The following is a 12,680-nucleotide window of genomic DNA, read 5'->3' as shown; positions in this document are numbered from 1 at the left end:
GATGAGGCCACCGGGGGCCGAAGCGGTGCCGCAGCCCGGGGCCGCACGGGTGGAGGGGAGCGTGCGGCCCGGCTGGGAGGCCGTACGGGACGCCTTCGCGCGAGGCCGTGCCGACGATCCCGGAGCTTCCCAACTGGCTGTTCACCACCGGGGCCGGCTGGTGGTGGACCTGTGGTCCGCCGGCACCGGGACGGCAGGCGGGCGGCCGTTCGGCCCTGACGCGGTGACCGTGTTGATGTCGGTGTCGAAGGGGCTGGTCGCCGTCTGCGCGCACCTGCTGAGCGAACGCGGAGCCCTCGATCTCGACGCCCCCGTGGCCCGGTACTGGCCCGAGTTCGCGGCGGCGGGCAAGGCCCGCACCACGGTGAGTGACCTGCTCACCCACCGCGCGGGGCTCCCGGCGTTCGGCGACGGTGCCGAGGGCGTCGGGCTGCCCGAACTGCTCGACCACGGAGCGCGTGTGCGCACGCTCGCCGCGATGCCCCCCGTGTGGGAACCGGGTTCGGCGGTGCTCTATCACGCCCTCACGTACGGCCATCTCGCCGGGGAAGTCATCCGCCGGGTCTCGGGGAGGAGCGTGGGGCAGCTGTTCGCCCACGAGGTGGCCGGGCCCCTGGGACTCGGGCTCTGGATCGGGCTGCCGCAGGCCGAGGAACACCGGTTCGTACCCCAGTTCTCGGTCCTGCCCCCGCCCACGCCGCACCAGGTCGCGGCGTTCGTCGGTGGTCTCGGTCTCGTGCCGGACGGCCGGCTCGCCCTCGCGCTCCGGGCGTCGGCCGCCGAACTGGCGGCGTGCACCGACGCGTTCGGGACCCGTGAGGGCAGGGCGGTCGAGTTCCCGGCAGCGGGCGCGATCGGCGACGCCCGCTCGCTGTCCCGGCTGTACGCGGCGCTCGTCGGGCAGGTCGACGGCGTGCGGCTGCTGTCCCCGCGCACGGTCGACCGCGCGCGCACCCCGCAGACAGACCACCTGATGCCACCCGCACCGCTCGACCGGATCGGCGGCCCGCACCGGTCCCGCTTCGGACTCGGCTTCGAACTGCCCCGCCCGGGTCTGCCCCTGCTGGGGGAGGGGTCGTTCGGACACGCGGGTGCCGGTGGCCGCCTCGGCATGGCGCATCCGGAGAGCGGGATCGCGGTCGGCTACGTCTGTACCGCGATGACCTGGAACCCCGCAGCGGGGCCCGACCCACGCTGGGCCGGGTGGACCGCGGCGGTCAGGGAGGCGGCAGGTCTTCCCGCCCGGGACTGAGGACCGGGCGGGCCACGGGGGCCGCACGCCGGTGACCGTCCACGCAGCGACCGCAACGACCGTACGCCGTATGGGCGTTCTCGCGGTGGCCGGCAGCCGTCACGCACACCGGCGGGGAGGCGCAGCACAGCGGCAGGACGGGACAGGTCCTGCCGCCGTGCCTCCGGACCGTCACGGGCGGAAGGCCGCCGGCTTCCTCAACCCTCTGAGCCCGCACGGGTGTCGAGCAGCCGCATGATGTCCTCGATCGGCTGCTCCATGTCCATCGACCGGTCGATCAGCCACTGCAACTGGATGCCGTCGGCCACCGCCAGCAGCAGGACCGCCAGCCGGTCCGCCGGCACGACCGTGGTCATCCGTCCTTCGTCCATACGCTGCTGCAGGAAGGCGGCGACACGCTCACGCAGCTCCGGATAGCGCTCCGCGAAATGCTGGTGCGCAGGGTGCCCCGGGTCGCTGGCCGCCGCGGCCATGGAGACGAAGAGCTCCACCAGCCCCGGGGTCCGGGTGCTCTCCCGGATGATCTCCCGGTAGCTCTCCGGACTCGTGCGCTCCACCTGCCGTGCCCGGGCGGTCTCGTCGCGCACACGCAGGACCTGGGTGAGCAGGTCCTCCTTGGAGTCGAAGTAGTGCATCAGGCCGGGCAGGCTGAGATCGCACTTCGCCGCCACCTTGCGCAGCGACGTGCCCCGGTATCCCTCGGCCGCGAAGATCTGCAGTGCCGCGTGCAGAATCTCGGCACGCTTCGCCTCGCCCTTTTCGTACGGGCCCCGTTTCGCCATGCCCGGCAGCCTAACCCGCGCACCGGGCGTCGCCCGTCACGGCCGTCGGCGTCCCGTCGGGGATGCGTCCGGCCCTGGCCATGGCGCCCAGCCAGCGGGCCGAGGGCTTGGGCGTACGCGCGAAGGTGTCGGGATCGACCGCGATCAGCCCGAAGGTGGGCCGGTAGGAGCCCCACTCGTAGTTGTCCAGTGCGCTCCAGTGCAGGTAGCCGCGCACGTCGATGCCGTCCCGCATGGCGGCGGCGAGGCCTGCCAGCGCGGCGGTGACGTAGCCGATGCGCTGCTCGTCGTCGGCGGTGGCGATGCCGTTCTCGGTGACCAGTACGGGGACGTGCGGCCCGACCACCTCGGCCGTGTGCCGCACCGCCTCGCCGAGCGCCTCCGGGTAGATCTCCCAGCCGGTCAGCGTCGTGGCGGCGCCCCGCGGCACGGGAATCGGCCCCTCACGGCCGATCCGGTGCCGGGTGTACGCCTGTACGCCGATCCAGTCGTCCTCCCGGGCGGCCTCCAGGAAGACGTCCTCGCGCGGCCAGGCGTATGCGGCGGCGACCTCCTCCGCACCCGGCTCGGCCTGGTGGACCTGGTTGGCGACCGTCCAGCCGACCTGCAGTTCCGGGTCGCCCGCCTTCAGGACGGCGAAGGCTGCCCGGTGGGCCCGGATCAGCGCCTGGCCGACCTCCGCGTCCGGCTCCGCCGTCGCCGGGTCGAGAGCGGCAGCGCCCGTGTGCTCCGGGCCGGCCTTCGGTCCGTCCGAGGCGTCCGCCGTCTGCCGGGCCGTCCGGCGGACGATGCTGTGCATCAGCGCGATCATGTTCGGCTCGTTGATGGTCGCCACGTGCCGGACGCCGGCTCCGAGCACCTCCAGGGCGGTGGACGCATACCGCGCGAACAGCTCGGCCGACTCGGGTGACGTCCAGCCGCCGAGTTCGCTGAACCACCGGGGCGAGGTGAAGTGATGCAACGTCACCACCGGGGTCAGACCGCGTTCCAGGGCCCCGAGCACCATGGCCCGGTAGTGCTCGACAGCCGCACGCGAGACCCTTCCGCGCTCCGGTTCGATGCGGGCCCATTCGATCCCGAAGCGGTAGGCGTTGAAACCGAGTCCGCTCAACAGGTCCATGTCCTCGGGCCAGCGGTGGAAGCTGTCGGCCGCGTCCCCGCTCCGCTCGGCGACGAAGGTGCCCGGCCGGTTCTCGATGGCCCACCAGTCGCTGGAGACGTTGTTCCCCTCGATCTGATGGGCGGAGGTGGAGGCTCCCATGAGGAAGCCTTCAGGCAGTGCGAGACCGGGCCCGGTCGAGGGCGTCATGCGGGAGCTCCTTCCGACGCGGAGTGGGGCCGGCGAACCGCGGACCGCTCGCTCCGTGAAAAGCGTTCATTGATCGGTTTTCGTGTTAGCGTACAGGTGAACCCGGCTCCGCAGGAAGAGGCGACAGTTCGACGCCCCCCCCAGGGCCCGGCGGGCGGCGCCGGCCCGGGTGCCGGGTGCCGGCGCCCCGGTGGGCACCCGGGCGGGGAGCCGGGGCCACGGATCCAGCTCGGTGGAGGAGACCATGAACGCCGTCATTCCGCGTCCCGCGAGCGCGGGCACCGTCACGGCCGGTGGCGACCTCGCAGTATCCGGGCACTGGCGCATCCACGCCGCCGACAGCGGACTGACCGGCGTAGCCCGGACCGTGGGCGAGCTGTTGCGACCGCACCTGGGCGCCCGGCTGGTAACGCCCGGTCCCGGTGGCAACCCAGGTGACGCCCCGGACCCGGCCGTCGCCACCCTCACGCTCGCTCTCGACGACACCTCGCCCGGCCCTCACCGCACCCCGGCCGGGGTCTGCCCGCGCGGCGGGGCCGTGCCGGTGGACGAGTCGTACCGCCTCACGGTGGACCGGCAGGGCATGAGCTGCCGTGCCGCCACGCCCGAGGGAGTGTTCCGGGCCGCGACGACGGCCGTGCAACTGCTCACCGCATCCGGCGCCCGGATCCCCTGCGGGCAGCTGACCGACGCCCCGCACTACGCCTGGCGCGGGCTCATGGTCGACCCGGCCCGCGGTCATCTCACTCCGGAAGAGCTCCGCCGGGTCGTGGACCTGGCAGCGCTGTACAAACTCAACGTGCTGCACCTGCACCTGACGGACAACGAGGGCTGGCGCATCGAGGTGCCCTCCCTGCCCGGACTGACGTCACCGGCACAGGACGGCACGCCACGGGCCCACTACACCGTCGAGGACTACCGTGCGCTGCAGCGGTACGCCGCCGAGCGCTTCGTGACCGTCATCCCCGAGGTCGATCTCCCCGGGCACTGCGCCGCCCTGCGCGAGGCGCTGCCGGAACTGCCCGCGGCCCCCGTACCGCCCGGGCTCGCCGGCCGCTTCCCGTTCGTCCCGCCGCTCGACCTCGCCGACCCGGTGACGCGGGAGGTGGTCGCCGCGATCCTCGCCGACGTCTGCCGGCTGACCGACGCACCCTTCGTGCACATCGGCGGGGACGAGGCGCTGGGTATGACGGCGGACAGTTTCGCCCTCGCCGTCCGTGAACTGCGCTCGCTGGTGAGGGAGGCGGGGAAGCGTCCGCTGGGGTGGCAGGAGTCCGCCCGCGCCGGAATCACCCCGGACGACATCGCCCAGTTCTGGGTGGACGTACCGATGATGGACCTGCCCGACACCCAGGACGAGCTCGACGCGAGGCCCGAACTCCTGGCCCTCGGCCACACCATGGAGTTCATCAGGGCCCTCAAGGCGTTCTTCGCCCCCACAGGTCATGACGTGACCCGGGTGCTCGACGGCGGCGGACGCCTCCTCCTCTCCCCGCAGTCCCACCTCTACCTGGACCGCCCCTACGCACCCGGCGTCGTCCCGTCCGGCCGTGCCGAGGACGCGGCCCGCCTGGGATTCGGCTCCTACCGCCCGCGTGACATCCGGCACACCGCGGCATGGAATCCGTCGTCCCACGCGATCCCCGACGCCCGGATCGCCGGGATCGAGGCCACCGTCTTCGGCGAGTCGGTCGAGGGGTTCGACGACATGACCACCCTGCTGCTGCCCCGCCTGGCCTCCGTCGCGGACATCGCGTGGACGGGCCGGGCGGCGGAATGGGAGGACCACCGCACCCGTCTCGCCCACCACGGGCGGTTCTGGGAGGAGCGGGGGCTCGCCTACCTGGCGTCCACGGAGATCGCCTGGCTCTGAGCGGAGCGGGGCCCGATGTCGCACGCATGGCCGTGCGAAAGCCGGGCATCCGGAGGCATGACACCCCGATGCGAAGGAAGGAACCACCGTGCTGATGCCTCACCCCACGATCCTCCGCGGACTCGTCGAACGGTACGCGGCGCTCAGCGAGAGCTCCGAGTCGGCCGGCGGACTGGAGGACATCAGCTACACGCTGTGCGTCTCCACCGGTACCCGGAACATCGAGGACGCGCTGGCCGTGGCCGAGCGCTACCTCGACGAGGCGCTCGCGGGCGAGGGACTCAAGGGTGGGGTGCTGACGGGAGAGACGACAGATCCCGGTGCGGTGACGCTCACCGCCTGACAGCTCGACGGCCGGGTGGCCGCGAGCAGCAGTCGCGGGCACCCGGCGGGGGCATGACGGCCCCGATCCGAAAGGCCCACATTTCATGGAGAAGAAGAACATTTTCGTCCTCGGACTCGACGAGGCGAACCTGCCGACCCTGCAGAACGTGCCAGGAGCAGAGTCCTACCGGTTCCACCCTCTTCTGAGCATCGAGGAACTGCAGGAGGGCGAGGTGTCGGTCGCCGACCTGGCGGACCGTGCGCGCAGTGTGCTCGACGCCCACGACGGCAGCATCGACGCGATCGTCGGCTACTGGGACTTCCCGGTCAGCACCCTCGTCCCGATCCTCGGACAGGAGTACGGCACACGCACCACGAGCCTGGAGTCGGTCGTCAAGTGTGAGCACAAGTACTGGAGCCGGCTGGAGCAGCAGAAGGTCATCGACGACTATCCGCGCTTCGGCCGGGTGGACCTCGACAGCGACGATCCGCAGCCGCCCGAGGGCGTCCGCTTCCCGATGTGGCTCAAGCCGGCCCTGTCCTACTCCTCCGAACTGGCCTTCGGTGTATCGGACATGACGGAGTTCCGGGCCGCGGTGGACGAGATCCGCGCCGGGATCGCACGGGTGGGCAGGCCCTTCGACGCCATCCTCGACCGCCTAGACTTGCCCCCGGAGATGGCCGACGTCGGCGGGCAGGTCTGTCTGGCCGAAGAGGCCATGAACGGCATCCAGGTAGCCGTCGAGGGCTACGTGCACGACGGCGAGGTCACCGTCTACGGGGTCCTCGACTCGATCAACTACCCCGACTCGCCCTGTTTCCTTCGCCATCAGTACCCCAGTACCCTGCCGCCGCCCGTGGTCGCGCGGCTCCACGAAACCAGTAAGCGGACCATGCGCCGGATCGGCATGGACGAGGCGACCTTCAGCATCGAGTACTTCTACGACCCGTCCACCGGGGACGTGAAGCTGCTGGAGATCAACCCGCGGCACTCCCAGTCCCACGCCGAACTGTTCGAGTACGTCGACGGAGTCGCCAACCACCACCGCATGATCAGTCTCGCGCTCGGCCAGGACCCCAGGGTGAAGGGCGGCCGGGGCGACTACCGCATGGCGGCCAAGTGGTACTACCGCTGGTTCGGCGACGGCGCGGTGCACCAGGTGCCCGGCCCGGAGGAGATCGCCGCGATCGAGCGTGAGATACCCGGGGTCCGGATCGACGTCGTGCCCGAGGAGGGGCAGAAGCTGTCCTCCCTGTCCGGCCAGGACAGCTACAGCTACGAAGTGGCCCACATCTTCACGGGCGGGGACGACGAACAGGACCTGCGCCGCAAGTTCGACCGGTGCGTGGCGGCCCTCGGCCTCACCTTCGACGACACCGCCCCGGGCGGACGCGACCGGAAGTCGGCCTGAACGCAATCGGCCGGAAGGAGCACCACACCGGTATGCGCTACGTGAACCAACTGCCGTACGTGACGAAGGAAGAGAACCACGTCACCATCCCCATGTCCGACGGGGTCCGGCTCTCCGCCCGGATCTGGCGTCCCACCGCGTCCGACCAGGACCCGGTGCCCGCCGTCCTGGAGTACATCCCGTACCGGAAGAACGACCTCACCTCCGCCCGCGACGCCATCCACCACCCCTACATCGCCGGCCACGGGTACGCGTGTGTGCGCGTCGACATCCGGGGCACGGGGGAGTCCGAGGGCGTGCTGCGGGACGAGTACCTCGAGCAGGAACAGCGCGACGCGGAAGAGGTCCTCGCCTGGCTCGCCGACCAGCCCTGGTGCGACGGGAACACCGGGATGATGGGCATCTCATGGGGAGCTTTCGCCGCTCTGCAGGTCGCGGCACGGCAGCCGCCCGGGCTCCGGGCCATCGCCATCGCGTCCTTCACCGACGACCGCTACGCCGACGACATGCACTACATGGGGGGCGCGATGCTCTCCGACAACCTGGCCGAGGCCGGGACCATGTTCGCCTACGCCACCTGCCCGCCCGACCCGGCCCTGGTCGGCGACCGCTGGCGGCCCATGTGGCAGGAGCGGCTGGAGGGCACCCGTCCGTGGGTCCTGGAGTGGCTGCGCCACCAGCACCGCGACGCCTACTGGCAGCACGCCTCCCTCTGCGAGGACTACCAGGCGCTGCGCTGCCCCGTTCTCGCCTCCAGCGGCTGGGCCGACGGGTACTCCAACGCGGTGACCAGGCTGCTGGGCAACGTCGACGTGCCCCGCAAGGGGCTGATCGGGCCCTGGTCTCACAAGCTGCCGCACCTCGGTGAGCCGGGACCGGCCATCGGCTATCTGCAGGAAGTCGTCCGGTGGTGGGACCACTGGCTCAAGGGCGTGGACAACGGGATCATGGACGGCCCGATGCTGAGCGCCTGGATGCAGGAGAGCGTGCCGCCGTCCACCTCGTACGAGGAACGGCCCGGCCGCTGGGTCGGCGAGCCCGCCTGGCCCTCACCTCACGTGAGGCAGGTGGCCCACCCGCTGCGCGACCGTACGGTGGTCCTCCCTCCCGGCCCGCACACGGGACAGGAGCCCGCACAGATGCCGCCCGCCCGGGTGCACACCGTGCAGTCCCCCTTGTCCGTAGGACAGTTCGCCGGCAAGTGGGCCTCCTACAACGCGCCGCCCGACCTGCCCTACGACCAGCGCGAGGAGGACGGCGGGTCGCTCGTCTTCGACACCCCGCCGCTCACCGAACGGATGGAGATCCTCGGTGCGCCCAGCGTCGAGCTCGAGGTGTCGAGCTCCCGGCCGGTCGCCCAGGTGGCCGCCCGGCTCTCCGACGTCGCGCCGGACGGGCGGGCCACCCGCGTGACGTACGGGGTGCTCAACCTGACCTGCAGGGACGGCAAGGAGACGTCCGAGCGGCTGGAACCGGGCCGGCGCTACCGGGCGACGCTCCAGCTCAACGGCGTCGCCCAGGCGTTCCCGCCGGGCCACCGCATCCGGCTGTCGCTCTCCACCTCCTACTGGCCGCTGGCCTGGCCCGCGCCGGAGCCCGTACTGCTCACCGTGTACGAGGAGGGCTGCGCGCTCCATCTGCCGGTCCGTCCCGCGGACGAACCCGACAACCTGCCCCCGAGCCCCTTCGGCGAGCCCGAGGGCTGCGAGCCGCCGGCCGTCACACGGTTGTCCGAATCCGAGGAGCGCTGGGAGGTCTCGCGGGACCTGATCCACTACCGTTCGGCGCTGGACATCGTGAAGGACCGCGGCCTCAACCGCTACGAGGAGAACGGGATCGAGGTCGGACTGCGGGCCTGCGAGCGCTACACCTGCGTGGCGGACGACTTCGGGTCGGTGAGCGGTGAGTCGGCCTGGACCATGAAATTCCGGCGCGAGGGCTGGGACGTCCGCGTCGAGACCCGCACCGTCCTCACCTCGGACAAGGAGGATTTCACCGTGTCGGCGACCCTGGACGGATACGAGGGCGACCGGCGGGTGTTCTCCCGCACGTGGAACGAGAAGGTTCCCCGCGAAGCTCTGTGAGCCCGGTGGCCCCCGGCCACAGGTAAGGGCTGCCGGCCGCACGTAAGGCCGTCCCGGCCACACCGGGCCGGGACGGCTGACACCCCGCCGGTGGCACCGGCCGTGGTGAGCCCCCGCTCGCGTCGGGGGAGTGGCCCGGCTCGGGCCGCCGCGACCGCGGCGGCCCGAGCCGGGCCTGCCGCGTCAGTGCTTCCGGCCGGTGACCAGATCCCGGGCACGGTCCACCAGGCCGGCACCCGGGGCGAGGATCTTGTCGGCGGGCGGCGTGTCAGGGGCGGACGGGTGGGGGCGGGTCGGTGCCGTCTTCTTCGCCTTGCGGATCTTGTCGCCCAGTTCGTTCAGCGCCTCGGGGGAGCAGGCCGCGGCGAGGAGGGGGAAGAGCCGGTCCTCCTCGTCCCGGACGTGCTCGGTGACCTCGTGCTTCAGTTTCTCGATCAGGGCGTCGAACGTCGCGTCGCCGGGGTCGCGGCCTTCCAGGTCCTTGAGCAGCCGTTCGACGGCGGCGTGATCCTCGAGCTCCTTGTCCGCCATGTCGTCCCCGTCGTCCACGTACCGGCGGACCGCGGGGTAGAGGTACTGCTCCTCGGCGACCGAGTGCCGCACCAGCTCCACCGTCAGTTCGTCCGCGAGTTCGCGGCGCCGCTCGTGGCCGGCCGGCTGCTCCTCGATCCGGGCGAACAGGGAGTCCACCTCGCGGTGGTCCGCAGTGAGTTCGCTGATGACGTTTCCGCCGTGTCCCATGCTGGCTTCCTCTCTCGATGGCCCGGTCGGGGGTGGCCGGACCGCCCTGCCGGTCGCCGGGGCGGGTATCCGCCCCGGCGACCGGCATACACACATTCCGCAGGACGGCAGTGCTGCCCCCCATCCGACCGCTCGTCTCCGGAACGGGCGACCGCCCGCGTCCACTCGGCCCAGGGACACGCCCGGCGGTCAGGGGAACAGCAGCCGGCGCACGGCCTCCTCGACCGGCCCATGGGCGTGCCTTGGTGGGCGCCGGTCCCACGCGGCCTCCGGGGGCGCACCCCCCGTCGGACATCCGGACGACCGGGAATCGGAGCGGGCCCAAGACGTTGAATCCTGCGTGAGCTCTCTCGTCGCATCCACCCGCTTCTCCTTCCTCGACCGCTCCCGCACGCGCGAGGGCCACGACGGCCCGCAGGCACTGCGGGACACCGTCCGGCTCGCGATCACGGCCGAGGCACTGGGGTACCACCGCTTCTGGGTGTCCGAACACCACAGCGTGCCCGGAGTCGCCGGGTCCGCGCCGACCGTGCTGGCCGCCGCCGTCGCGGCCGCGACCTCCACGATCCGGGTGGGAACCGGCGGGGTGATGCTTCCCAACCACCGGCCCTTCGTCGTGGCCGAACAGTTCGGGGTGCTCGCTTCCCTCTTCCCCGGCCGCATCGACATGGGAGTGGGGCGTTCGGTCGGTTTCACCGACGGGATCCGCCGCGCGCTGGGCAGGGACCGGGAGGACGCCGACGCCTTCGCCGGGCAGCTGGCGGAACTCCTCGGCTGGCTGGACGGCAGCCAGGGGGCCTACCCGCAGGTACACGCACGGCCTGCCGAAGGGCTGTCCATCCCGCCCTACGTCCTGGCGACCGGGGAGGGGGCCGCCGTCGCCGCGGAGGCCGGTCTGCCGCTCGTCGTGGGCGACCTGCGCGACCGGGAGAAGCTGGTGCGGGCCGTCGACCGCTACCGCGACGGGTTCCGCCCGTCCGCGTGGGCCGGGGAACCGTACGTGATCGTCGCGGGCACGGTCGCGGTCGCCGCCACGGCGCAGGACGCCCGGCGGCTCCTGCTCCCCGAGGCATGGTCCATGGCGTACGCGCGCAGCCACGGCGCCTTCCCGCCGCTCGCACCGGCCGAGCGGATCGAGGAGCTGACGATGACACAGAAGGAACGAGGGCTGTTCGACAACGCCTTGGCCGGCCACCTCGCCGGTACGGAGGAGGAGGTCGCCGAAGGACTGGGCCTGGTCCTCGAGGACACCGGGGCGGACGAGGTGCTGGTCACGACGAGTACCCACGACCGCGAGGCGCTGGTGGACTCCATGGAACGGCTCGCACGGATCGCGCACCTCGTCTGAGTACAGATCACCGGGGAGCGCCCGCCGAGTCGCCGCCCGGATGGCCGAACAGCAGGTCGTACCCCGGCGGGAGCTGCAGCAGGAGGCGCTCCAGCAGGTCCTCGCCCGCGGCCTCGGCCACCACGCTCAGCACGGCACCGGTGTCCCAGGCCGCCGTACGCTCGCTCGCGCCCTCGATCCAGGCGGCCGTCGCACGTACGAACCGTTCGGGCGTGAGTGGTTCCGCGGCCTGCAGCGGATTGAGGAGGATCAGGGCGAAGGTCTCGGGCAGCCGGGCCGCCAGTTCGTTGCGCTCCTCGCCGACCACGTGCGCCCCGAGCAGCGCCAGGACCACGCGGGACGCGCGCTCCGCGTCCACGGTCGAGGGATACGCGCCCCGTTCCTGGACCGCCTCCAGAAACGCCTGCCATCTCATGTACGTCACCGGGCCCCCTTCTCGGAGCGGAGCGGAGCGGAGGGCGGGGTGGGGGAGGGGAGACCGCACCCCGCCCTCCGCGTGCTCCACGGATTCGCCTCAGTTCCGGTCATAACACTCCGGGCGCAGGACGGCAACCGCACACGACGGGACACCTGCCCCGCCGTGCCCGCTCCGGGGAAGGGGCGCGGCTACCTCCAGGGGTAGATGTCACCGCTCGCCATGCCGCTGGCCTGCTCGCTCTGCGCCTCGAGCCGACGGGCCTGGTCCTCCAGACGCCGGCGTTCCTCGGGGTCGGCGGTGTGTTCCGCCGTGTTCTCGAGGTCCTTCGCCTTGTCGCGCATCTGCTGGGCGTCACCGTGGGGGTCGTCGTCCGGGTCGCTCATGATCACTCCTTCGGGCCGTGCGGAGAGGACACCTCCACCGAACCAGGCCCTTGGGGGTGGGCGCATCAGCGGGCCCGCCCGGAGTGCGGAGTGGCCGGGCCGGGGCGACGGCTACTCGAACCGGGCGGTGTCGCCCGCCCCCCGGCGCACGATCTCCAGCTCGCCACCGGAGAAGTCGATGACCGTGGTCGGCCGGGTGCCGCAGTCGCCGGAGTCGAGCACGACGTCCACCACGTGGTCGAGGCGTTCCTTGATCTCCCACCCCTGCGTCAACGGCTCCTCCTCGTCAGGGAGCAGGAGCGTGCTGGAGAGCAGCGGTTCACCGAGCTCGGCGAGCAGCGCCTGTGTCACGGCGTGGTCGGGGATCCTGACGCCGACGGTCTTCTTCTTCGGGTGCAGCAACTGCCTCGGCACCTCTTTGGTGGCCGGGAGGATGAAGGTGTAACTGCCGGGCGTCGCCGCCTTGATCGCACGGAAGACGTCGTTGTCGATCTGCACGAGCTGACCCAGTTGCGCGAAGTTCTCGCACATCAGGGTGAAGTGGTGGCGATCGTCGAGATCGCGGATCGACCTGATCCGGTCGATGCCGTCGCGGCTGCCCACCCGGCAGCCCAGGGCGTAACAGGAGTCCGTCGGATACGCGACGAGCGCGCCGGACCGGATGCTGTCGGCCACGTTGCTGATGGTGCGCCGCTGGGGGTTCTCGGGGTGTACGTCGAAATACTTCGCCATCCGCCGAGTCTACGGCGGCCGG

The 12,680-nt window shown here is 71.8% G+C and carries 12 protein-coding genes; 6 read left to right on the top strand and 6 right to left on the bottom strand.

The window, feature by feature from the left end; all coding sequences use genetic code 11:
* The first annotated feature begins 1 nt into the window (after window position 1).
* Window positions 2-1,252 (top strand): serine hydrolase, encoded by a 1,251-nt coding sequence (locus QFZ58_RS04220; RefSeq protein WP_307123535.1) that lies wholly within the window; start codon window positions 2-4, stop codon window positions 1,250-1,252.
* Between the two features lie 197 nt (window positions 1,253-1,449).
* On the opposite strand, the gene QFZ58_RS04215 is transcribed toward QFZ58_RS04220, so the two are convergent.
* On the bottom strand, window positions 1,450-2,034 hold the full coding sequence (locus QFZ58_RS04215) for a TetR/AcrR family transcriptional regulator (RefSeq protein ID WP_307123534.1): 585 nt from the start codon (window positions 2,032-2,034) through the stop codon (window positions 1,450-1,452).
* A 10-nt stretch (window positions 2,035-2,044) separates the two neighbouring features.
* Window positions 2,045-3,343 (bottom strand): glycoside hydrolase family 1 protein, encoded by a 1,299-nt coding sequence (locus tag QFZ58_RS04210; protein WP_307123533.1) that lies wholly within the window; start codon window positions 3,341-3,343, stop codon window positions 2,045-2,047.
* Window positions 3,344-3,587: 244 nt separating this feature from the next.
* On the opposite strand from QFZ58_RS04210, the gene QFZ58_RS04205 reads away from it, so the two are divergent.
* The 4 genes from QFZ58_RS04205 (at window position 3,588) to QFZ58_RS04190 (ending at window position 9,036) form a co-directional block, all read left to right on the top strand.
* Window positions 3,588-5,216 (top strand): family 20 glycosylhydrolase, encoded by a 1,629-nt coding sequence (locus QFZ58_RS04205; protein ID WP_307123532.1) that lies wholly within the window; start codon window positions 3,588-3,590, stop codon window positions 5,214-5,216.
* A gap of 94 nt (window positions 5,217-5,310) precedes the next feature.
* Window positions 5,311-5,559: a DUF5133 domain-containing protein gene (locus tag QFZ58_RS04200; protein WP_307123531.1), complete on the top strand. Its 249-nt coding sequence runs from the start codon at window positions 5,311-5,313 to the stop codon at window positions 5,557-5,559.
* 85 nt (window positions 5,560-5,644) lie between these two features.
* Window positions 5,645-6,952: an acetyl-CoA carboxylase biotin carboxylase subunit family protein gene (locus QFZ58_RS04195; RefSeq protein WP_307123530.1), complete on the top strand. Its 1,308-nt coding sequence runs from the start codon at window positions 5,645-5,647 to the stop codon at window positions 6,950-6,952.
* A gap of 32 nt (window positions 6,953-6,984) precedes the next feature.
* Entirely contained in the window at window positions 6,985-9,036 is a 2,052-nt protein-coding gene (locus tag QFZ58_RS04190) for a CocE/NonD family hydrolase (RefSeq protein WP_307123529.1), read from the top strand.
* Between the two features lie 183 nt (window positions 9,037-9,219).
* On the opposite strand, the gene QFZ58_RS04185 is transcribed toward QFZ58_RS04190, so the two are convergent.
* On the bottom strand, window positions 9,220-9,777 hold the full coding sequence (locus tag QFZ58_RS04185; protein ID WP_307123528.1) for a hemerythrin domain-containing protein: 558 nt from the start codon (window positions 9,775-9,777) through the stop codon (window positions 9,220-9,222).
* Window positions 9,778-10,117: 340 nt separating this feature from the next.
* On the opposite strand from QFZ58_RS04185, the gene QFZ58_RS04180 reads away from it, so the two are divergent.
* On the top strand, window positions 10,118-11,125 hold the full coding sequence (locus QFZ58_RS04180) for an MsnO8 family LLM class oxidoreductase (protein ID WP_307123527.1): 1,008 nt from the start codon (window positions 10,118-10,120) through the stop codon (window positions 11,123-11,125).
* 7 nt (window positions 11,126-11,132) lie between these two features.
* Here QFZ58_RS04180 and QFZ58_RS04175 read toward each other — a convergent pair whose 3' ends face one another.
* The 3 genes from QFZ58_RS04175 to QFZ58_RS04165 all read right to left on the bottom strand — a co-directional run bounded on the left by QFZ58_RS04175 (window position 11,133) and on the right by QFZ58_RS04165 (window position 12,658).
* Window positions 11,133-11,540 (bottom strand): DUF2267 domain-containing protein, encoded by a 408-nt coding sequence (locus QFZ58_RS04175; RefSeq protein ID WP_307128763.1) that lies wholly within the window; start codon window positions 11,538-11,540, stop codon window positions 11,133-11,135.
* Window positions 11,541-11,731: 191 nt separating this feature from the next.
* The gene (locus QFZ58_RS04170; protein ID WP_307123526.1) at window positions 11,732-11,926 is read right to left on the bottom strand and encodes a DUF6381 family protein; all 195 of its coding nucleotides are present in this window, start codon (window positions 11,924-11,926) and stop codon (window positions 11,732-11,734) included.
* Window positions 11,927-12,037: 111 nt separating this feature from the next.
* Window positions 12,038-12,658, bottom strand: coding sequence for an L-threonylcarbamoyladenylate synthase (locus tag QFZ58_RS04165; protein ID WP_307123525.1), 621 nt, complete (start codon window positions 12,656-12,658; stop codon window positions 12,038-12,040).
* Between the last annotated feature and the right edge of the window lie 22 nt (window positions 12,659-12,680).

The sequence above is a fragment of the Streptomyces sp. B1I3 genome (assembly GCF_030816615.1).
GTDB lineage: Bacteria > Actinomycetota > Actinomycetes > Streptomycetales > Streptomycetaceae > Streptomyces.
The sequence above is the reverse complement of the archived record's forward strand: the minus strand, read 5'-3'. Positions and strand labels throughout refer to the sequence as shown.